This window comes from Binatus soli (SeqCode), assembly GCF_050015535.1.
In the GTDB taxonomy this organism is placed as follows: domain Bacteria; phylum Desulfobacterota; class Binatia; order Binatales; family Binataceae; genus Binatus; species Binatus soli.
On sequence record NZ_JBEKBF010000013.1, the window covers coordinates 34,010 to 54,003 of the forward strand.

Consider the following 19,994-nt stretch of genomic DNA (forward strand, 5'->3'; position numbering starts at 1 on the left):
ATGGTACAGGTACAAACGGTTCTGGATGTCGCCGATAACTCGGGCGCCCGCAAAGTGATGTGCATCAAGGTGCTCGGCGGCTCCAAGCGCCGATACGCGTCGGTCGGCGACGTGATCGTGGTGGCGATCAAAGAGGCGATTCCCAACGCCAAGGTCAAAAAGGGCGACGTGTCGCGCGCGGTTATCGTGCGAACGGCCAAGGAAATCAGCCGCGACGACGGCAGTTACATCCGCTTTGACGGCAACTCGGCGGTGCTGCTCGACAAGGATCACGAACCGGTCGGCACCCGCATCTTTGGACCGGTGGCCCGCGAGCTGCGCGCGAAAAAGTTCCTGAAGATCATCTCGCTCGCGCCGGAGGTGCTGTGATGGCGTCGGCGAAGTACAAGATCAAGAAGAATGACACCGTGATGGTCGTCACCGGCCGCGACCGTGGCAAGACCGGCAAGGTGATGCGCGTGCTGCCGGAGCGCGGCCGCGTCGTCGTCGAGCGGCTCAATATCGTCAAGCGTCACAGCAAGCCGCGCGGCGCGCAGAGCCCCGGCGGCATCGTCGAGAAGGAAGCGCCCATCGCCATCTCGAACGTCATGATTTTTTGCGATCGCTGCAACGCTCCGGTCAGGGTCGGGGTCAAGATTGCCGGCGACGGCGCCAAGACCCGGGTCTGCCGCCGCTGCGGCGAAGTGATAGGTAACGACTGATGGCCGACAAAAAGGAAAAGCCCGACAAGACGGAGCAGGCCGCCAAGGCCGAACAGACCGCCAAGTCCGATCAGGCGGCCAAGGCCAAGCGCGAAGGCAAGGCCCGCCAGGCTCAGTCCAAGCAAGCGGCCGAAGAAGCCAAGGCCGCGGCTGCGGCGCCGCTGCCGCCCGAGCCCAAGCTGCCGGCCCGGCTGCGCGTTCGGTTCGACAACGAGATCGCGCCGGCGCTGATGCGCGAGCTGAAGATCGACAACAAGATGCGGGTGCCGCGGCTTGAGAAGATCACGATTAACATGGCGCTCCAGGAAGCGCGCGACAACGTCAAGATTCTCGACTCCGCGCTCGAAGAGCTCAAGGTGATCGCCGGGCAGAAGCCGGTGCTGACGCGCGCGCGCAAGGCGATATCGAACTTCAAGCTCCGCCAGGGGATGCCGATTGGCGTGATGGTAACGCTGCGGCGCGAAAAGATGTGGGAGTTTTTCGACCGGCTGGTGAATATCTCGCTGCCGCGCGTGCGCGACTTCCGCGGGGTCAGCGACAAGGCCTTCGACGGCCGGGGCAACTACTCGCTCGGGCTGAAGGAACATACGATTTTTCCCGAACTCAACCTCGACAAGGTCGAGAAGGTGAAGGGTTTGACAATTTCGATCACGACCACGGCGCGCAGCGACTTCGAGGGGCTGACGCTCCTGCGCGCGCTCGGGATGCCGATGCGCGGAGCGGCGGAGCGCGAGGCGGACGCGGCCAAGGCCGCAGCCGCCGTGCAGGCCCACGCCGCCGCCGCCGCCGCCAAGGCCGCAGCCGCCGCGCCGACGCCGGCGCAGGGGACATAAGGAATAGTTGAATGGCGAAAATGTGCCTGCGGGTTAAGGCAACCCGTAAACAAAAGTTCAAAGTGCGCCAGTACAACCGCTGTCCGCTATGCGGCCGCTCGCGCGCGTACTATCGGCGGTTCAAAATGTGCCGCCTTTGCCTGCGCAAACTGGCGCTCGACGGCAAGTTGCCGGGCGTGATCAAGGCGAGCTGGTAAGAGAGACGAATTATGTCGCAGACCGATCCGATTGCAGAACTGCTTACGCGAATCCGCAATGCGATGCGCGCGCGGTACAATGAACTCACGGTGCCCCATTCACGGCTGCGCGAAGCAATTTGCCGGGTGCTGATGGCCGAAGGTTTCCTCGGCGGGGTCGAAGTCGGCGGCGAAGTGCCCAAGAAGATGCTGGCGCTCAAACTTCGTTACTCGCCGACCCGCGAATCCGTGATCCGCGGAATCGACCGCATCAGCAAGCCGAGCAATCGGCGCTACGCGGGCGCCGCGGAGATCGGCAAGGTGCGCGGCGCGATGGGCGTGCAAATCGTATCGACGCCGCTCGGCGTGATGACCGGACGCGAGGCGCGGCGCAGGAAAGTCGGCGGCGAAATCCTCTGCAGGGTTTGGTGATCAGCGATGTCGCGGATAGGAAGACTGCCGATTCATCTGGATAAGAGCGTCAAGGCTTCGGTCGCCGACGGGACGCTTAAAGTCGAGGGCCCCAAGGGCAAGCTCGAGCTCAGGCTTCATCCCGGCTTCAGCGCCGAGATCAAGGACTCGGAAATCGTCGTGAAGCGGCCGGGCGATACCAGCGAAGATCGCGCCATCCATGGTCTCATGCGCAAGTTGGTCGCCAACATGGTCGAGGGCGTCGGCAAGGGCTTTACCCGCGTGCTCGAGATAAACGGCGTCGGCTACCGCGCGGAAGCCAAGGGCAATCAAGTCAACCTGACGCTGGGCTATTCGCATCCGATCGTCTATCAGCTTCCGCCCGGGGTCACGGCCAAAGTCGAGAAACAGGTGACGGTGACCCTCGAGAGCGCCGACCGTCAACTGCTCGGGACGGTCGCGGCGCAGATTCGCGAACTCAGGCCGCCCGAACCGTACAAGGGCAAGGGAATCAAGTACGCGACCGAAACGATTCGCCGCAAGGCCGGCAAGGCCGCGGCGGGCTCCACATCGGCATAAAGGTTGGTTGCGATTATGGCTGTAGAGCGATCAGAAAAACGCAAGCTGCGCCAGCGCCGGGTGCGGCGCAAGGCGGTCGGCAATGATCAGCGCCCGCGGCTCTCGGTCTTCCGCTCGCTGCATCATATTTACGTCCAGGTTATCTCCGACCAGAGCGGACGTACGCTGGCCGCGGCTTCGACCGCCACCGCCGGCGTGCGCGAGGGGCTCAAGAGCAAGCGCAACCTCGCGGCCGCCAAGGCCGTGGGCAAGGCGATTGCCGAGCGATGCCTTCAAAGCGGGATTTCGAGCGTCGTGTTCGACCGAAACGGATTTCTCTATCACGGCCGCGTCAAGGCGCTGGCCGATGCGGCGCGCGAAGCGGGGTTAAAATTTTGAACGGCAGGCAACGAACGCTAAGAGAAAGCGCTATTACGCAGCGAATCGATCCGCAGGGCCTCGAGATCAAAGAGAAGGTCGTGCATATCAACCGCGTCGCGAAGGTCGTCAAGGGCGGACGGCGCTTCAGCTTCAGCGCGCTGGTGGTCGCAGGCGATCATAACGGGCTGGTTGGATTCGGGTTGGGCAAGGCCAACGAAGTGCCCGAGGCGATTCGCAAGGGCGTCGATCGGGCCAAGAAAAGCCTGGTGCGCGTGCCGATTCAGGACGGTACGATTCCGCACGAAGTGGTCGGACGTTTCGGCGCGGGCCGGGTTGTGCTGCGGCCGGCGGCCGAGGGCACCGGAGTGATCGCGGCGGGCGGAGTGCGCGCGGTGGTCGAGCTGGCGGGAATCCGCAATATTTTGACCAAGCGGCTGGGGTCGTCGAATCCTCACAACCTGGTGAGAGCGACGCTCGAGGCGCTAGCCGAACTGCGCAGCATGCAGGATATTAATCGGCTTCGCGGACGCACGCCGAATCATCCCGAAGCGGCGGCGTGATCGAGGTTTACCGTGATCGAGGAATACGATGTCCGATAAAATTCGCGTGAAACTCGTCGGCAGTCCGATCAGCACCACCCGGCGCGTCCGCGAGACGGTCAAGGGGCTGGGCTTGGGCAAAGTCGGAAGCGTGCGCGAGCTCAAGCGCAGCGCCGCGGTCGAAGGGATGCTCAAGCGTCTGAAGCACCTGGTGGTCGAGCTCAAGGATTAGGCTCAGTCATGGATTTGAAGGATTTGAAACCGTCCCCCGGCTCGACGCATCGCAAACGCCGCGTCGGCAGGGGAATCGGCTCCGGCCACGGCAAGACCGCAGGCCGCGGGCATAAGGGACTGGGCGCGCGCTCGCACGGCAACACGCCGCCGAGTTACGAAGGCGGCCAGATGCCGCTGCAGCGACGGTTGCCCAAGCAGGGTTTTCGACGCACGCTGAAGAACCAGGCGCGCCGCGACGAATTCGCGATTGTGAACCTGTCGCGGCTGGGCGATTTCGCCGACGGCGTCCTGATCGATGCGGCCGCGCTCGCCGCGCGCGGACTGATTCCCGCCGGACGGAAGGTCAAGGTTTTAGGCGACGGCGATCTGAAGAGTAAGATTAAAGTGCGCGCGGATGCGTTCTCGAAAAGCGCGCTGGACAAAATCGCCGCCGCCGGCGGCGTCGCGGAGTTGGTAACGTCCACCGAAAGCTAGATGCTGGATGGGTTTTCAAACGCCTCGCGCATCCCGGAGTTGCGCCGCCGGCTGGTATTCACGGCTTTTATGCTGGCCGTTTACCGCGTCGGCGTGGCCGTGCCTACACCCGGCATCGACGGGCAGGCGCTCGCGTCGTTTTTCGACGCGGCCAGCGGCACGCTGTTCGGATGGGTCAACCTGTTTTCGGGCGGCGCGCTGGAGCGCTTCTCGGTCCTGGCGCTCGGCATCATGCCCTACATCTCGGTCGCGATCGTCCTTGACCTGCTGAAAATCGCGTCGCCCTATCTCGACGAGCTTTACAAGGAAGGCGAGGCGGGCCGGCGCAAGATAACCCAGTACACGCGCTACGGCACGGTGGCTCTGGCGCTGTTTCAGGGCACGATGATCGCGTTCTCGCTCGAAAAGATTCAGGCGCCCGGCGGCGGCAGTATCGTTTACAATCCCGGACCGGGGTTTATCGTGATGACGGTGCTCACCGTCACGGCGGGCACGATGTTCCTGATGTGGATCGGCGAGCAGATTACCGAGCGCGGAATCGGCAACGGCATCTCGCTGATCATCATGGCGGGAATCGTGGCGCGTCTGCCCAGCGCGATCGGCACCACGGCGCAGTTCGTGCGCGAGGGCGAAATGAGCATCTTTCTGCTCATCTTCATCCTGGCAGTCGCAGCCGGGGTGATCGCCGGTATCGTCTATATCGAGACGGCGCAGCGGCGCATCCCGATTCAGTATGCGCGCCGAGTGGTTGGACGGCGCGTTTACGGCGGTCAGACTTCGCATCTGCCGCTGAAGATCAACACCTCGGGTGTAATTCCGCCGATCTTTGCGTCGGCGCTGCTGGTGTTCCCGGCGACGCTGGCCACCTTCGTTCCATTTCTGAAACCGTACTCGAGCTACCTGACGCCGGGCGGCTTCTATTACGACCTGGTTTACGTCGGGCTGATCGTCTTTTTCTGTTACTTCTACACGTCGGTGACTTTCAACCCGGTGGACGTCGCCGACAATCTGAAAAAGTACGGCGGCTTTATACCGGGAATCCGGCCCGGGCGTTTCACCGCCGACTATATCGATCGCGTGCTGTCGCGAATCACGCTCGGCGGCGCGGTTTACGTCAGCGCCGTGTGCGTGCTGCCGACGATTCTGATCGCGCGCTTCAACGTGCCGTTTTTCTTCGGCGGCACCGCGCTGCTGATCGTCGTGGGTGTGGCGCTGGACACGGTTGCGCAAATCGAAACCCATCTGCTGACCCGCAACTACGAAGGCTTCATGCGCCGCGGACGGGTCAAGACCAAGAGGGGCGCCTAGGCTGGTGCGGCTGGTGCTGCTGGGGCCGCCGGGTGCGGGCAAGGGTACGCAAGCGCAGGCGCTCGCTGCGCGGTGGGGCATCCCGCAGGTCGCCAGCGGAGATTTGCTGCGTGCAGCAGTGCACGAAGACTCGGAGCTTGGCCGCGAGGCGGTCGGCTATATGGATCGCGGGCAGCTGGTCCCCGACAAATTGGTGTTGAAGATGATCGCGGAGCGGCTGCGAAAAAAAGACGCCCGCGACGGATTTATCCTCGATGGATTCCCCCGCAACGTAATGCAAGCCGAGGCGCTGGCGGCGGGACTCGAGCGCGCGGGCCGGAAGCTGGACAAAGTTGTCGCGGTGATGCTGCCGGACGAAGAGGTCGTGAAACGGATTTCAGGACGGCGCACCTGCAGGAATTGCGCGGCGATGTATCACGTAATCTTCGAGCCGCCGGCCAAAGCGGGCGTGTGCGATAAGTGCGGCGAGGAACTTTATCAGCGCGAGGACGACGCCGAGGAAACCGTGCGCGAACGGATCAAGGTTTATCATGCGACGACGCGGCCGCTGCTCGATCATTATCGGCGCCTGGGGCTGCTGGCGCAGGTTGACGGAGAGGGGCGCATCGACGAAGTCGAGAAGCGAATTCTGGCCGCGGTAACGGGCGATCATGATTACGATTAAGACCCCGGCGGAGATCGCCGTGATGCGCCAGGCGAATCAAATCGTCGCCGAGATCCTGGAGGCGCTGGCGGCGGCAGTGCGCCCCGGAATCATGACCGAGGAGCTCGATAAGCTGGCCGAGGAGCTGACCTACAAAAAAGGCGCGGCACCGGCGTTCAAGGGTTACAAACCGGGCGACGTCGTTTATCCGAAGTGCCTGTGCGTGTCGGTTAACAGCGAGATCGTCCATGGCATCCCGTCGAGCCGCAAATTGAAGGCCGGTGACATCGTCGGGCTCGATTTCGGTGTGATGTACGAGGGCTTCTTCGGCGACTCGGCGCGGACGGTCGCGGTCGGCCCGGTGCCGGAGCGGGTGACGAAACTGCTGCGGGTGACGCGCGAGTCGCTCTACGCGGGAATCGCGCAGGCTCGCGCGGGCAATCGTATCAGCGATATTGCACGCGCGGTGCAGGACATGGTCGAGCGGGCGGGGTTTTCGGTCGTGACCGACTTTGCGGGACATGGAATCGGCCGCCAACTCCACGAGGATCCGCAGGTGCCGAATTATTTCCGTCCCGGGATGCCTAATCCGCGGCTGCGCGAGGGAATGGCGCTGGCGATTGAACCGATGGTTAACGAGGGAAGCCCCGATTTGGAGATCCTTTCCGATGGCTGGACTGCGGTGACGGCGGACGGTAAACTATCTGCCCACTTCGAGCATTCCATCGCGATTACCTCCAACGGGCCGGAAATCTTAAGCGAACTCGAAAATGTCTAAGGGCGACGCGATCGAAGTACAGGGGACGGTTCAGGAAGCGCTTCCCAATGCGGTGTTCAGGGTGACGCTCGACAATGGGCACAAGGTATTGGCTCATATCTCGGGCAAAATGAGGATGCATTACATCAAGATTCTGGCCGGCGACAAGGTCACGGTTGAGTTGTCGCCTTACGACCTCACGCGCGGCCGGATTACGTACCGGATGCGCTAGCGGGCGCGCCGGATAGAGATTGGCGAAATATGAAAGTCCGAGCGTCGGTTAAAAAGATTTGCAAGAACTGCAAGGTGGTGCGCCGCGAAGGCGTCGTGCGCATCCTGTGCTCGAACCCGCGCCACAAGCAGCGTCAGGGCTAGGAGGGGTTTCGCGATGGCACGCATAGCTGGAGTCGAACTGCCCAAGAACAAGCGGATGGATATCGCGCTGACCTACATCTACGGAATAGGCCGGCCGAGTGCGCTGAAAATCCTCACCGCCGCCAAAGTCGATCCCGCGACCAAGACCGACGACCTGTCGGCAGACCAGCAGGTCCATATCCGCCAGGTGATCGACACCGACTTCGAGGTCGAAGGCGATCTGCGGCGCGACTTTCAGCAGTCGATCAAGCGCCTGATGGATCTGGGGTGCTACCGCGGGATTCGGCATCGTCGCGGACTTCCGGTGCGCGGGCAACGCACGCATACCAACGCGCGTACGCGCAAGGGTCCGCGCAAAGTGGTCGCGGGCAAGAAGCAGGCGCCGACCAAGGGCTAACGGGCGCGAGTGACATAGCAAGCATCAGGACGAGAGCGTTTGGAATAAATGGCTGAAGAAATCAAAGAGACGAAAGCCGCGCCCGAAAAGAAGGCCGCTGCTGCCGCGGCCCCCGCTGCTGGAGCGCCTGCGCCTGCGCCGCGGCGCAAGAAGGTGCGCCGCAACGTGCCCGAGGGCGTCGCGCATGTGCACGCGACCTTCAACAACACGATCGTGACGATCACCGATCAGCAGGGCACCGTGATCGCATGGTCGAGCGCCGGCTCGGTAGGCTTCAAGGGCTCGCGCAAGGGCACGCCGTTCGCAGCGCAGATGGCGGCGGAGGCGTGCGCGCGCAAGTGCTCGGAAGTGGGGATGCGCGCGGTGGTCGTTCACGTCAAAGGCCCGGGCGGAGGACGCGAATCGGCAGTGCGCGCGCTGCAAGCCGCGGGACTCGGCGTCATCTCGATCAGGGACGTCACGCCGATTCCGCACAACGGATGCCGTCCTCCGAAGCGGCGCAGAGTCTGAGCAGAAATACGAACGAGCGATGAAAACGCGGGCAAGCAGGGAAATTTTCATCATGCTGTCAGCACGCAAGCGGATTCACTGAAAAAAGAAGGCGTAATCGAAGATGGCTAGGAATCTGGGTCCGGTATGCCGGCTGTGCCGGCGCGAAGGACTGAAACTCTTCCTCAAGGGAGAGCGGTGCTACAGCGACAAGTGCGCGATCGAGCGGCGCAATTATCCGCCCGGAGCGCACGGTCAGGCGCGCACGCGTTTTTCGGAATTCGCGATTCGACTGCGTGAAAAGCAGAAGGTCAAGCGCATTTACGGAATGATGGAAACGCAGTTCTCGGCCTACTTCAAGATTGCTGAGCGGATGGACGGAATTACCGGCGAGAACCTGCTCGTGCTGCTCGAGCGGCGGCTTGACAACGTGGTCTATCGTCTCGGCTTCGCCAGTTCGCTGGCGCAGGCGCGCCAGGTGGTTCGCCACGGGCATATTCACGTCAACGGCAAGAAAGTCACGATTCCCTCGACGCTGGTCGAGGTTGGCAGTGTAATCAGCGTGGCCGAGGCGAGTCGCACCAAGAAGGTGATCGTCGAGGCAATCGAGATGGCGCAGCGCCGCGGCGTCCCGCCGTGGATGGCACTCGAGCGCGAACAATTCCGCGGCTCGCTCCGGTCGCTGCCGGCGCGCGCTGAACTGACGATGCCGATCAGCGAGAAGCTGATCGTCGAGCATTACTCCAGATAGGGCGGAGGCATACCGATCGGCGTCCCGGTCCGTGGTGGACCTGTGTGGGCGCGGGAAATCCATCGGAAAAAAGAGCATAGACTATGCAGAACGACTGGCGAGATCTGATCAAACCCAAGGCTGTCGAGTTCGACGAGAAGGAAGTCACTCCTTCCTACGGCAAGTTTTCCGCGGAACCGCTCGAACGCGGCTACGGAATCACCGTTGGCAACGCGCTGCGGCGCATCCTGCTGTCCACGCTGCCCGGCTACGCGATTACGGCAGTCAGGATCAAAAACGTTCTTCACGAGTTTTCGACTCTGGCCGGAGTCAAAGAGGACGTGACCGACATCGTCCTCAACCTCAAGGAAATCCGCTTGCGGCTGCATGAGGGCGAGCAGATTACCGCGACCCTCAAGGTCAAGGGCGAGGCGCAGGTGACCGCGCGCGATATCACCGGCGGACCGAGCCTGGAAATCCTGACCCCCGACAAGCATATCGCGTCGCTCGACAAGGGCGCCGAACTCGACATGGAACTCGTCATCAAGCGCGGCCGCGGCTACGTCCCCGGCGAGCGCACCGAAGACGAGGAGCCAATCGGGACGATTCGCCTCGACGCGATCTTCTCGCCGATTCGCAAGGTCAACTTCACCGTGACCAACGCGCGCGTCGGACAGCGCACCGATTACGATCGGCTGGCGCTGGAGATTTGGACCGACGGCTCGATCAACCCGCGCGAGGCGCTTACCTACGCGGCGCGCGTGATGCGCGATCAGATGACGATTTTCGCGGGCGTCGAGGAAGAGGCGGGAGCACCCGCCGGCACGGCCGAGGGCGGCGAGGCCGGTCCCTCGATGAGCGAGCTGCTCTATCGGCCCGTCGAAGGGCTGCCGATTTCGGTGCGCGCGTTCAACGGTCTTCAGAACGCCGACATCAAGTACATCGGCGAGCTGGTGCAGCGCACCGAGCAGGACATGCTCAAGATCAAAAACTTCGGACGCAAGTCCCTCAACGAGATCAAGGAAGTCCTCGCCGACATGGGCCTTTCGCTCGGGATGCGGCTGGAGAACCTGCCGCCGCGCGGCGAGCTCGACCGCATGTGGGAAGAGCAGGAACGCCGCGAATCGGCATAGCGGTTTGGAGTAACTGATGCGTCATCTCAACTCGGGCCGCAAGCTCAATCGCACCTCAGCGCATCGCAAGGCGCTGTTCAAGAATATGGTGCTCGCGCTGATTCGTCATGAGCGAATCAAGACGACCGATCCCAAGGCCAAGGAACTGCGACGCATCGCGGACCGGATGGTCACGCTCGGCAAGCAGAACGATCTCGCTGCGCGACGGCGCGCGTTTGCGTTCATGCAGTCGCATGAGGCGGTCAAGAAGTTGTTCGATGAGATCGCGCCGCGCTTCAAAGATCGCAACGGCGGCTATACGCGGGTGATCAAGTTCGGTCATCGCCGCGGCGATGCCGCCATGCTGTCAGTCATCGAGTTCACCGGCAGCGAGGAGCAGAGCAAGTCGAAGAAGCCGCGCAAGCGCTCGGCTGCGAAGAAGGAAGGCGCTCCTGCCGAGAAACCTCGTCGAGCGGCGGCCGCCGGCTAATCCAGCTCGAACGTCGCGGCCAGAGACGCGCAGGCACGAAGAAAATCTCTTCGTGCCTTTTCTTTCTTCTCGGCGTCCTGCTGGTGGAACTTTTTCGAGTTCTTACTCGACGCTCTCAAGCAGCCTGGCGCGGAGCGCCATGTGCGCGCTCTTGAGCCCGGCCAGAATTCCGTCCTCGAAGTTCCACTCGCCGCTCGCCATCAAGTCGGCGAAATCGTTCGGATTGCGGATGTCCTCCGAGGTGAGCCCGGGATGAATCGCGCGCGCCATCGCGAGGACCTTGGTCTCCTGCTGCGCGATCATGTCGAGCATCAGGCGATCGACGAGCGCCAATGTATTTCGCGTTGCCGCCGCCATTGGTAAATCGTAACCCGTTTCGCGGCCGCTTCGCCATCGTCGAGCCGATTCTTTGCGCGGATTCGAGCAAGCGACCTTCTTGGCGGCTGCGCGCTTTGATAAACTTGATTCACAGGCGACAAAAACGATGTCCAACGAATTGCTTGCTCCCGATAAATTCTTTCTTAACCGCTTCGGCGTGAGCGAGCGCAGTTTCGAGCGAATCCTCGGCACTGCGCTCGAACGCAAGGCCGATTACGCCGATCTCTACTTCGAGTACCGCAGCGCCGAGGGTCTCGGGCTCGAGGAATCGATGGTGAATCACACCAGCAAGAGCGTGAGCCACGGCGTCGGCGTGCGCGTGTGCGCCGAGGATCGCACCGGCTACGCGTATTCCGACGAAGTCACGATCGACAGGATGCGCCTTGCGGCGGAGGCCGCCCGCGCGATCGCCGATCAGCGCGGTACGACAGCGGCCGCGGTGCGGGTCGGCACTCCGGTCGCGCGTCATGCGCTGTACGATCTCGACAGCACCCCGCTCGAAGTTCCGGTGCAGGAGCGTGCGCGGCTGCTGAGCGAGATCGATCGCGTGGTGCGCGCCTCCGATCCGCGCGTGAAGAACGTGATGGCGTCGTTCGCGTGCGAGCGGAAGATCGTGATGGTCGTGAACAGCGACGGGCAAGTCGCGGCCGACGTGCAGCCGCTGTGCCGGCTCAACGTCACCGTAATCGCCGACGACGGCAAGGGTCGCCAGATGGGCTCCTACGGCGGCGGCGGGCGCGTCGAGTGGAACTACTTCATCGAAAATGACCGCTGGCGCGAGTACGCGCTGGAAGCGGCGCGGCAGGCGATCGTGAATCTCGACGCGGTCGATGCGCCCGCGGGCGAGATGGTGGTCGTGCTCGGCCCGGGATGGCCCGGAATTTTGCTTCACGAAGCGATTGGCCACGGGCTGGAAGGCGACTTCAACCGCAAGGGCGTGTCGGCATTCGCGAATCGAATCGGCCAGAAAGTCGCGAGCGAACTTTGCACGGTGATCGACGACGGCACCATCCCGAATCGCCGCGGCAGCCTGAACGTTGACGACGAAGGCACGCCCACTTCGCGCACGGTGCTGATCGAAAAGGGAATCCTGCGCGGCTATCTGCAGGACCGGATGAACGCGCGGCTGATGAAGATGGCGCCCACCGGCAACGGACGGCGCGAGAGCTTTGCGCATTCGCCGATGCCCCGAATGACCAACACCTTCATGCTTAACGGCGAATCCACGCCCGAGGAGATAATAAAGTCGGTCAAGAACGGCCTCTATGCGGTCAGCTTCGGCGGCGGACAGGTCGATATCACCAACGGCAAATTTGTTTTCTCCGCGAGCGAGGCTTACCTGATCGAGGACGGCCAGGTGACGCGGCCGGTCAAGGGCGCCACGCTTATCGGCAACGGTCCCGACGTGCTGACCCGGGTCTCGATGGTCGGCAACAACCTCGCGCTCGACGCCGGGATCGGGACCTGCGGCAAGGATGGCCAATCGGTGCCGGTGGGCGTGGGTCTGCCGACGATTCGAATCGACGGCATAACGGTCGGCGGCACGCGCGCCTGACAAATGGAATGAGAATGAGAATAATCTGATGGCGACGGTTGATATTGAACTCGCCAACTGGGCGCTCGACGAGGCCAGGCGCAAAGGCGCCAGCGCGGCGGAAGTTCTGTGCGTGACCGCGGAGTCTCTTGCTGCCGGTGTGCGGCTGGGCGAAGTCGAGAAACTCAAGAGCTCGCGCGAGCGGCGGCTGGGTCTACGGGTGTTTTGCGGACAGTCTTCCGCGACCTCATCGACGGCCGAACTGGAGCGCGATTCACTGGGCGACTTCATCGCGAACACGGTCGAGCTTGCGCGCTTGTCGGCCGCCGATCCGTGGGCCGGATTGCCCGACCCTTCGATGCATCCGAAGTCATTGCCCGAGCTTTCGCTGGCGGATCCTGACAGCGGAATAGTGGCCGCGGATCGCGCGCTCGAGATCGCGCGCACCGCCGAGAACGCGGCGCTGAAATTCGATCCGCGCATGAAGAACTCCGAGGGGGCCGAATTCAGCTCCGGGCGCGGCCAGATTCTGTTCGCCAACAGCCAGGGTTTTTCAGGCGAGTATTCCGGCACCTCGTACACCCTTGTCGTGCAGCCGATCGCGCAAGACGGCGACGCGATGCAACAGGGATTCTGGTACACCTCGAACCGCCGCTTCGGAAAACTCGAAGATGCGGAGTCGGTCGGAATAACCGCTGCCAGGCGGGCGATTCGCCGGCTCGGAGCGCGCAAGATCAAGACGATGCGCGCGCCGATCGTCTTCGATCCCGACATGGCTGCGGGATTGATTCGATCGATTGCCGGCGCAGCTTCGGGTCCCTCGCTGTACAAGGGAGCGTCATTTCTGGTGGGACAGTTGGGCAATCCGATCGCCGCCCCCGGCGTTACTATCATCGACGACGCGCTGATCCCCGGCGGTCTTGGCTCCAAGCCGTTCGACGGCGAGGGGTTGCCGACCTCCCGCAAGAACCTGGTGGACAAGGGCGTGCTCGCGACCTACCTGCTCGACTGCTATTCAGCGCGCAAGCTCGGTCTGGCTCCCACGGGCAACGCCGCGCGTTCGGTGGGCGAGGCTCCCAGCGTCTCGACCACCAATCTGTACCTGGCGCCCGGCAGCTATACGCCCGCGCAGATAATCGGATCGGTGAAGCAGGGACTGTACCTGACCGAGATCATCGGTTTCGGCGTGAACATGGTCACCGGGGACTATTCGCGGGGCGCGGGTGGAATATGGATTGAGAACGGCGAACTCGCCTATCCGGTGAATGAAATCACCATCGCGGGCAACCTGAAAGACATGATGGCCGGCGTCGAGATGATCGGCAACGATCTCAACTGGCGTTCATCCACCGTCGCGCCCACGATCAAGATAGCCGAGATGACGATCGCCGGGGCCTGAGCGCTTGCGATAATTTATTACAGGTATTTCGGCTCCGCTTGACCGAGGCGCGCATCTGAGCACCGCGACGGCCGATGATGAATTTCAGTTTGCCCTAAACCGGAAAATGGTTAGCTTAATCAGCAAGGAAAACCGACGATCGCATGAACGCCAACCGATTCACCGAAAAACTCCAGGAGGCGCTCGGGCGCGCGCAAAACGCCGCGCTCAGCGCGCATAACCAGGCCGTCGACGTCGAGCATTTGCTAGCGTCGCTGCTCGAAGATGACGAAGGCCTGGCGTCCTCGATCATGAAGCTGACGGGCGTCGATCGCGACGCGATCCGCCGCAAGCTCGCCGCCGAACTCGGCAAAATTCCGCAAGTAACCGGCGGCGGCTCTGACAGCGGGCAGGTTTACGCGACCCAGCGCCTGGGCCGGGTGCTGGCGCGCGCAGAGCAGGAGGCGGGCAAGCTCAAGGACGAGTACGTTTCGGTCGAGCACGTGTTGATCGCGATGCTCGATGAGCCGGGCGCCGCTTCGAAAATTCTGCGCGAAGCCGGTTTGACCCACGACAAGCTGATGGCCGTGCTCAAGAAGGTCCGCGGCAACCAGCGCGTCACCTCGTCGAATCCCGAGGCGACCTACCAGTCGCTGGAAAAATACGGCCGCGACCTGACCAAGCTCGCGTCGGCCGGCAAAATCGATCCGGTGATAGGACGCGACGAGGAAATTCGACGCGTAATCCAGGTTCTCTCGCGCCGCACCAAGAACAACCCGGTGCTGATCGGCGAGCCGGGGGTCGGCAAGACCGCGATTGTCGAGGGCCTTGCGCGGCGAATCGTTGCGGGCGATGTGCCCGAGGGCGTCAAGAATCGCAAGCTGGTCGCGCTCGACATGGGAGCGCTGATAGCGGGCGCCAAGTTCCGCGGCGAGTTCGAGGAACGGCTCAAGGCCGTGTTGAAGGAGGTGCAGGAAGCCGCGGGCGAGATAATTCTGTTCATCGATGAGTTGCATACCGTCGTCGGCGCCGGCGCCGCTGAAGGCGCGATGGATGCGTCGAACCTGCTCAAGCCCATGCTGGCGCGCGGCGAACTGCATTGCATCGGTGCGACCACGCTCAACGAGTACCGCAAGTATATCGAGAAAGACGCGGCGCTGGAGCGGCGCTTTCAGCCCGTGATGGTCGAGGAGCCGAGCGTCGAGGACACCATCTCGATTCTGCGCGGGCTGAAGGAACGTTACGAAGTCCATCACGGAATTCGAATCAAGGACGCCGCGCTGGTGACGGCCGCGGTGCTCTCAAAACGCTACATCACCGATCGATTCCTGCCCGACAAGGCGATCGACCTGATGGACGAAGCGGCGGCCAAACTGCGCACCGAGAAGGAGTCGATGCCGGTCGAGATCGACGAGGTCAATCGGCGCGTGATGCAGCTGGAAATCGAGCGCGAGGCGCTCAAGCGCGAGACCGATCAGTCCTCGCGCGATCGGCTGCAGAAACTCGAGAAGGAGCTCGCCGAGATCAAGGAAAAGCGTTCGGGCCTGCAGGCGCAGTGGGAAACCGAAACGAGCGGACTGGAGAAACTCGCAAAAATTAAAGCCGAGATCGAACAAACCAGGCTTGCGATCGAAAAAGCCAAGCGCGAGTACGACCTCAACAAGGTCGCGGAGCTGCAGTACGGCAAGCTCGCGTCGCTCGAAAAGGAGCTCGGCGCCGAGGAGCAGAAGCTCGTCGAGAAGCACTCCGGCGGCAAGCGATTGATCAAGGAAGAAGTGGACGAGGACGATATCGCCGAAGTCGTCGCGCGATGGACCAAAATTCCCGTCTCGCGCCTGCTCGAAGGCGAGGTGCAGAAGCTCGCGCATCTCGAGGAGCATCTGCACAAACGCGTCATCGGCCAGGACGAAGCGGTGATCGCCGTTTCCGATTCGGTAATTCGCGCCCGCTCCGGACTCAAGGATCCCAACCGCCCGATCGGGTCCTTCATTTTTCTCGGCCCCACCGGCGTGGGCAAGACCGAACTGGCGCGCGCGCTGGCCGAGTTCCTGTTCGACAGCGAAGCCGCGATGATCCGAATCGACATGTCCGAGTACATGGAGAAGCACACCGTCTCGCGGCTGGTCGGCGCGCCTCCGGGCTATGTCGGCTTCGAGGAGGGCGGGCAACTGACGGAAGCCGTGCGGCGCCGTCCGTACTCGGTAATCCTGTTCGACGAGATCGAAAAAGCGCACGCCGACGTGTTCAATATCCTGCTGCAATTGCTCGACGACGGCCGGCTTACCGACGGTCACGGACGCACGGTAGATTTCCGCAACACCGTTGTGATCATGACGTCGAATATCGCCAGCCAGATTATTCTCGGGTTCAAGGGACAGGACTACGAGAAGATGAAGGCGCAGGCGCTCGAGGTCTTGCGCCAGAGTTTCAGGCCCGAGTTTCTCAACCGGGTTGACGAGGTCGTCGTGTTCCATCCGCTGACCCGCGAAGAGCTGCGCCAAATAGTCGGCATCCAACTGGTGCGGCTGCGCGCGCGGCTCGAGGAGCGCAAGATCGAGCTCGAATTGACCGACAAAGCGCGCGATTATCTGGCCGAGCATGGCTACGATCCGTCGTATGGGGCGCGTCCGTTGAAACGACTCATCCAGCGCGAGCTCGAGACGGCGCTGGGGCGGAAATTGCTCGCGGGTGAGATTCGCGACAGTTCGCGGGTCACGGTCGATGCCGGCGCTCGAGGGCTGAAGTTCTCGAGCCAGCCGCTGGCCAGCGCCACGTAATGCTACTTTTGCCTTCGGCATGAGAAGGCGGGTATGCTCGGGGTGGTTGTCATAAAGAAGCAGAGCCGGGAGATTTTCAGAAAAGTGATTGGTCCGCATTCCAGGGTGATTCGCGCCGCGGGATTGATGCTCGCCGTTGCGATTGCGATCGCGGCGATCCCGGCGCCGGCTGCTTGTTTCCCGTGGAGTATCGACATGTACCGCGGGCCGGAGATTCAGCCGTTCGCCGAGGCGCCGCGCGTCACTCCCGCGGACACAATTCCGGTTCATGGCGGAGAACCGCCGATGAGCCTCGAGCAGGCGGCGATCAAGATGCACAACCCCTTGCAGGCGACGCCGGAAAATCTCGCCAAGGGTAAAGAGCAGTTCAATGCCTACTGCGCGCCGTGTCACGGAGAATCGGCGCAGGGTAACGGCCCCGTCGCGCACATCCTGGCAAAGCCGCCGAAAAGTCTGCTCATTGGCGTCATCAAGGATCGTCCCGACGGCTATATCTACGGCGTGATCCGCGACGGTGTTCTGTCGAGTCCCTCCTACGCTGAAGAAATGCCCGCCGAGCAGCGCTGGCAGGTCGTGATGTACCTGCGATCGATGCAGAGTGCAGCGGCCGCAAAAGCCAAGGTCGCCGGCAACTGACGGTTGCCGGCGCGGCGCCCGCCAGCCTTCCACAATTGCGATCCGAAGGAGTGCTTTCGGTCGTCGATTCAAATCGGTTTAATTGATTATCGATTGCTGACGCGGCGTGGCTAGTATAGAGATTGATTCTCATTCTCATTTAGGTTAAACACAAATAATTCACGTCAGGCGATGGAACCTTTCCGAGCCGACTGCGTATTGCCATGGGCGAGGTGGATCGAGGAGTTGCGAGAAGCGAGCGGTTTTCCGAATAGCGCGGCGTGAGGAACCCCGATGCGAACAAAGTCTCTCCGGATCGTTCTTGTGTCGCTCAGTCTATTGAGCGTTCCCGCCCACGCGAGAGCCGAGGTCATGTCGCTTCAGCAGGTTGTAGCCGAGGTTCAAACTCAAAATCCGCAGGTTCGCGGGGCGCTTCATCGATGGGAATCGGCAACTCACCACATAATTCAAAACTACACGCCGGCGGATCCGCAGTTCACGTTTCTGGATTCAGACAGCCCTGATCATTGGCTCGGCGGCGGCACCGATCTTCACAATGTCACGGTCACTCAGTCCTTGCAGTTCCCGGGAAAGGGTCTGCTGCAGGGCCAAGAGGCAAAACGGACTGCCGAGATCGCGCGGCTTACCTACTTTGCCGCTGTTCGCGACATCAAGGCACAGGCGGAAACCGGCTATTACCAGCTCCAGCTCGATAACGCCCTGATCGATCTCTTCACCGAAAACGTCGCGAACCTTGAGCGGGTTCAGAAGGTCACCCAAATCGCGTATGCGGCGAGCATGGTAACCCAGGGCGACTACATCAACGGCCAGTTCGCACTCGAAGCAGACCGGGAAACGCTGCGTCAGGGGCGAGTTACGGTTGCAAACGATAAGACTGCCCTGAATGTCTTACTTGCCCGGCGCCCGGACGAGCCATTGGAAGTCGATCGTGCCTTCGACCTTGCGCCCTTCGAAACCAGTCTCGATGAGATCGTCGCGCGCGCGATTGCCGCGCGTCAGGAGATTCTCCAAGCCGCCCTCGCCCAGCAAAACCAGAGTACCGCGCTGACACTGGCGCGTCTCGAATACGCGCCCGACTATTCGCTGGGTTTCACCTTCGATCATTACCTGATTGCCAGCTGGGCGCCGACGCTGAGTCACACCGAAGACTACAGCTTCACCGTAGGCTTCAACGTGCCGATTTTCTTCTGGGCCAAGAACGAAGACATCGCGAAAGCCCATCAGGATCTGGAGGCCGCCAAAGAAGACCTCTCGTCGATCCGCATCCAGACCGCGGGGCAAGTCACCACGCTCTATCGCCAGATACTTCGTTCGCGCGAAACCGCGCTCCTGTATAGAGATACGCTTATCCCACTCGCACGTCAGGCATTCGAGGTCATGATGGTCGCGTACCAGAACGAGAAGGTTGATTTTACCACGCTCATATCGGCGTTCCGTCAGGAAAGCGATTCAAGGGCGACGTATCTGCAGGCGGTGAATCAGCTATTGGCGGGGAAAGTGGCCATCGAGCAGGCGGCGGGAGGAAATCTCCAATGACGTTGATCAGGCCTTCCCGGCCGCGGCTACTGGTCACTTGGTTACTCGCAGTGATTGCGAGCGCGACGATTGGTTGCGGCCGTTCTCCAAGCGTTACTGCAAATGACCAGCCGGGTCTGGAATTGCCGAAATTTATTCACCAGGGACAAGGTCCCGAGTTGATGGAACTGGCTCAGGCGGATTTGCCGGGCATGACTATGACGACCATCCAATCGGTCGATCTACCCGGGACTCTGGAAACGTCGGGGCAGGTTACCTTCGACGATCGTCGAGTGGCCTCCATTATTTCGCGGGTGGCAGGCCGTATCGAGGAAGTGCGGGTCTCGCAGTGGGATTATGTTCAACGCGGCCAGGCGATCGCCACGCTCTACAGCCCGGACATCATGACTGCTGAGGCGGAGTATCTTCAAGCCAAGGACTCTGTTTCCAAGCTGGCGGGCATCAATAATGGCGAGTTCGGACGCGCGATGCTGGAAGCATCGAGACGAAAGCTAGACCTACTGGGGATCGAGCCTGAGCAGATAGCGAAGATCACGGTACCGGCTCCAACCTTCGTGATGCACGCACCGATAAGCGGAAATATAGTTCAGAATCAGACCCTGCGCGGTTCGGCGGTTAATCCCGGCGACGTATTGTATTCACTCGGCACACTCGAAGACGTCTGGATTACCGCAGACATCTACGAAGATGAGCTTGCTCGCGTGAAACCCGGGCAGGAGCTCTCAGCGGTCACCACCGCATACCCCGACGAGACTTTCCATGGAACGATTGCACGGATCAGTCCCAACGTCGATCCGACCACGCATACTGCCCAGATTCGCTGCGAAGTAAAGAATCCCGGTTTTAAGTTGAAGCCGCAAATGCTCGCGCGCGTCACGATCGCGGTGCGGCCCGGGCAAGCGCTGCTAGTGCCGCTGGACGCACTCGTGTTTGAAACCGACAAGTACTTCGCATACGTCGATGCCGGTAACCACATGCTCGAACGGCGCACGGTCGTGATCGGTGCGTGGGATCAGGAAGGCTATGCACGCGTGATCTCAGGACTAAGAGCGGGCGATCGCGTCGTCACGGGTGAGACAATCCAGGTCAACGCCCTCTGGCATCAAGCACGCGGAGAGAGCTCATAGCCGGGCGGTCTATCGCCTTC

The 19,994-nt window shown here is 61.9% G+C and carries 26 protein-coding genes and 1 pseudogene; 26 read left to right on the forward strand and 1 reads right to left on the reverse strand.

Annotated elements, in window-relative coordinates:
- The 20 genes and pseudogenes from rplN (at position 1) to rplQ (ending at position 10,608) form a co-directional block, all read left to right on the forward strand.
- The gene (gene rplN, locus ABR989_RS11290; RefSeq protein WP_428128515.1) at positions 1-369 is read left to right on the forward strand and encodes a 50S ribosomal protein L14; all 369 of its coding nucleotides are present in this window, start codon (positions 1-3) and stop codon (positions 367-369) included.
- A complete protein-coding gene (gene rplX / locus ABR989_RS11295) occupies positions 369-701 on the forward strand; it encodes a 50S ribosomal protein L24 (protein WP_428128517.1) in 333 nt (110 codons plus the stop codon). The genes rplN and rplX overlap by 1 nt, the downstream gene beginning before the upstream one ends.
- Before the next feature lie 179 nt (positions 702-880).
- Positions 881-1,417: pseudogene (gene rplE, locus ABR989_RS11300) on the forward strand (50S ribosomal protein L5); the annotation flags it as partial.
- Between the two features lie 128 nt (positions 1,418-1,545).
- Positions 1,546-1,731, forward strand: coding sequence for a type Z 30S ribosomal protein S14 (locus ABR989_RS11305; protein ID WP_423948858.1), 186 nt, complete (start codon positions 1,546-1,548; stop codon positions 1,729-1,731).
- Between the two features lie 12 nt (positions 1,732-1,743).
- Positions 1,744-2,142 (forward strand): 30S ribosomal protein S8, encoded by a 399-nt coding sequence (gene rpsH, locus ABR989_RS11310; RefSeq protein ID WP_428128519.1) that lies wholly within the window; start codon positions 1,744-1,746, stop codon positions 2,140-2,142.
- A 6-nt stretch (positions 2,143-2,148) separates the two neighbouring features.
- Positions 2,149-2,700 (forward strand): 50S ribosomal protein L6, encoded by a 552-nt coding sequence (gene rplF / locus ABR989_RS11315; protein ID WP_428128522.1) that lies wholly within the window; start codon positions 2,149-2,151, stop codon positions 2,698-2,700.
- Positions 2,701-2,715: 15 nt separating this feature from the next.
- Entirely contained in the window at positions 2,716-3,078 is a 363-nt protein-coding gene (gene rplR / locus ABR989_RS11320; RefSeq protein WP_428128524.1) for a 50S ribosomal protein L18, read from the forward strand.
- Between the two features lie 32 nt (positions 3,079-3,110).
- The gene (gene rpsE / locus ABR989_RS11325) at positions 3,111-3,620 is read left to right on the forward strand and encodes a 30S ribosomal protein S5 (protein ID WP_428128698.1); all 510 of its coding nucleotides are present in this window, start codon (positions 3,111-3,113) and stop codon (positions 3,618-3,620) included.
- A gap of 28 nt (positions 3,621-3,648) precedes the next feature.
- On the forward strand, positions 3,649-3,831 hold the full coding sequence (rpmD, locus tag ABR989_RS11330) for a 50S ribosomal protein L30 (RefSeq protein WP_428128527.1): 183 nt from the start codon (positions 3,649-3,651) through the stop codon (positions 3,829-3,831).
- An 8-nt stretch (positions 3,832-3,839) separates the two neighbouring features.
- Entirely contained in the window at positions 3,840-4,307 is a 468-nt protein-coding gene (gene rplO, locus ABR989_RS11335) for a 50S ribosomal protein L15 (protein WP_428128531.1), read from the forward strand.
- The gene (gene secY / locus ABR989_RS11340; protein ID WP_428128533.1) at positions 4,308-5,615 is read left to right on the forward strand and encodes a preprotein translocase subunit SecY; all 1,308 of its coding nucleotides are present in this window, start codon (positions 4,308-4,310) and stop codon (positions 5,613-5,615) included.
- A 4-nt stretch (positions 5,616-5,619) separates the two neighbouring features.
- On the forward strand, positions 5,620-6,279 hold the full coding sequence (locus ABR989_RS11345) for an adenylate kinase (protein WP_428128536.1): 660 nt from the start codon (positions 5,620-5,622) through the stop codon (positions 6,277-6,279).
- Positions 6,266-7,036: a type I methionyl aminopeptidase gene (gene map / locus ABR989_RS11350; RefSeq protein ID WP_428128539.1), complete on the forward strand. Its 771-nt coding sequence runs from the start codon at positions 6,266-6,268 to the stop codon at positions 7,034-7,036. Before ABR989_RS11345 ends, map begins: the two co-directional genes overlap by 14 nt.
- Complete coding sequence (gene infA, locus ABR989_RS11355; protein WP_304829624.1) at positions 7,029-7,247, forward strand: translation initiation factor IF-1; 219 nt, start codon at positions 7,029-7,031, stop codon at positions 7,245-7,247. The genes map and infA overlap by 8 nt, the downstream gene beginning before the upstream one ends.
- Positions 7,248-7,276: 29 nt before the next feature.
- A complete protein-coding gene (gene rpmJ / locus ABR989_RS11360) occupies positions 7,277-7,390 on the forward strand; it encodes a 50S ribosomal protein L36 (RefSeq protein WP_324096801.1) in 114 nt (37 codons plus the stop codon).
- 13 nt (positions 7,391-7,403) lie between these two features.
- Positions 7,404-7,787 (forward strand): 30S ribosomal protein S13, encoded by a 384-nt coding sequence (rpsM, locus tag ABR989_RS11365; RefSeq protein WP_428128542.1) that lies wholly within the window; start codon positions 7,404-7,406, stop codon positions 7,785-7,787.
- Positions 7,788-7,835: 48 nt separating this feature from the next.
- Positions 7,836-8,297, forward strand: a complete 462-nt coding sequence (gene rpsK, locus ABR989_RS11370) for a 30S ribosomal protein S11 (protein ID WP_428128544.1) — start codon at positions 7,836-7,838, stop codon at positions 8,295-8,297.
- Positions 8,298-8,400: 103 nt separating this feature from the next.
- Positions 8,401-9,027: a 30S ribosomal protein S4 gene (gene rpsD, locus ABR989_RS11375; protein WP_428128546.1), complete on the forward strand. Its 627-nt coding sequence runs from the start codon at positions 8,401-8,403 to the stop codon at positions 9,025-9,027.
- Between the two features lie 83 nt (positions 9,028-9,110).
- On the forward strand, positions 9,111-10,139 hold the full coding sequence (locus ABR989_RS11380; protein WP_428128549.1) for a DNA-directed RNA polymerase subunit alpha: 1,029 nt from the start codon (positions 9,111-9,113) through the stop codon (positions 10,137-10,139).
- A 16-nt stretch (positions 10,140-10,155) separates the two neighbouring features.
- Positions 10,156-10,608 (forward strand): 50S ribosomal protein L17, encoded by a 453-nt coding sequence (gene rplQ / locus ABR989_RS11385; RefSeq protein WP_428128552.1) that lies wholly within the window; start codon positions 10,156-10,158, stop codon positions 10,606-10,608.
- Between the two features lie 102 nt (positions 10,609-10,710).
- Here the strand turns inward: rplQ and ABR989_RS11390 are convergent, their stop codons facing one another.
- Positions 10,711-10,965 (reverse strand): hypothetical protein, encoded by a 255-nt coding sequence (locus ABR989_RS11390; RefSeq protein ID WP_428128555.1) that lies wholly within the window; start codon positions 10,963-10,965, stop codon positions 10,711-10,713.
- A gap of 127 nt (positions 10,966-11,092) precedes the next feature.
- On the opposite strand from ABR989_RS11390, the gene tldD reads away from it, so the two are divergent.
- The 6 genes from tldD to ABR989_RS11420 all read left to right on the forward strand — a co-directional run bounded on the left by tldD (position 11,093) and on the right by ABR989_RS11420 (position 19,974).
- Entirely contained in the window at positions 11,093-12,541 is a 1,449-nt protein-coding gene (gene tldD, locus ABR989_RS11395; protein ID WP_428128557.1) for a metalloprotease TldD, read from the forward strand.
- 28 nt (positions 12,542-12,569) lie between these two features.
- A complete protein-coding gene (locus ABR989_RS11400) occupies positions 12,570-13,919 on the forward strand; it encodes a TldD/PmbA family protein (protein ID WP_428128560.1) in 1,350 nt (449 codons plus the stop codon).
- A gap of 143 nt (positions 13,920-14,062) precedes the next feature.
- The gene (gene clpB / locus ABR989_RS11405; RefSeq protein ID WP_428128562.1) at positions 14,063-16,675 is read left to right on the forward strand and encodes an ATP-dependent chaperone ClpB; all 2,613 of its coding nucleotides are present in this window, start codon (positions 14,063-14,065) and stop codon (positions 16,673-16,675) included.
- 33 nt (positions 16,676-16,708) lie between these two features.
- Complete coding sequence (locus tag ABR989_RS11410; RefSeq protein WP_428128563.1) at positions 16,709-17,311, forward strand: c-type cytochrome; 603 nt, start codon at positions 16,709-16,711, stop codon at positions 17,309-17,311.
- Positions 17,312-17,662: 351 nt separating this feature from the next.
- Positions 17,663-18,847: a TolC family protein gene (locus ABR989_RS11415; protein WP_428128565.1), complete on the forward strand. Its 1,185-nt coding sequence runs from the start codon at positions 17,663-17,665 to the stop codon at positions 18,845-18,847.
- Between the two features lie 161 nt (positions 18,848-19,008).
- The gene (locus ABR989_RS11420; RefSeq protein ID WP_428128567.1) at positions 19,009-19,974 is read left to right on the forward strand and encodes an efflux RND transporter periplasmic adaptor subunit; all 966 of its coding nucleotides are present in this window, start codon (positions 19,009-19,011) and stop codon (positions 19,972-19,974) included.
- The last annotated feature ends 20 nt before the right edge of the window (positions 19,975-19,994 follow it).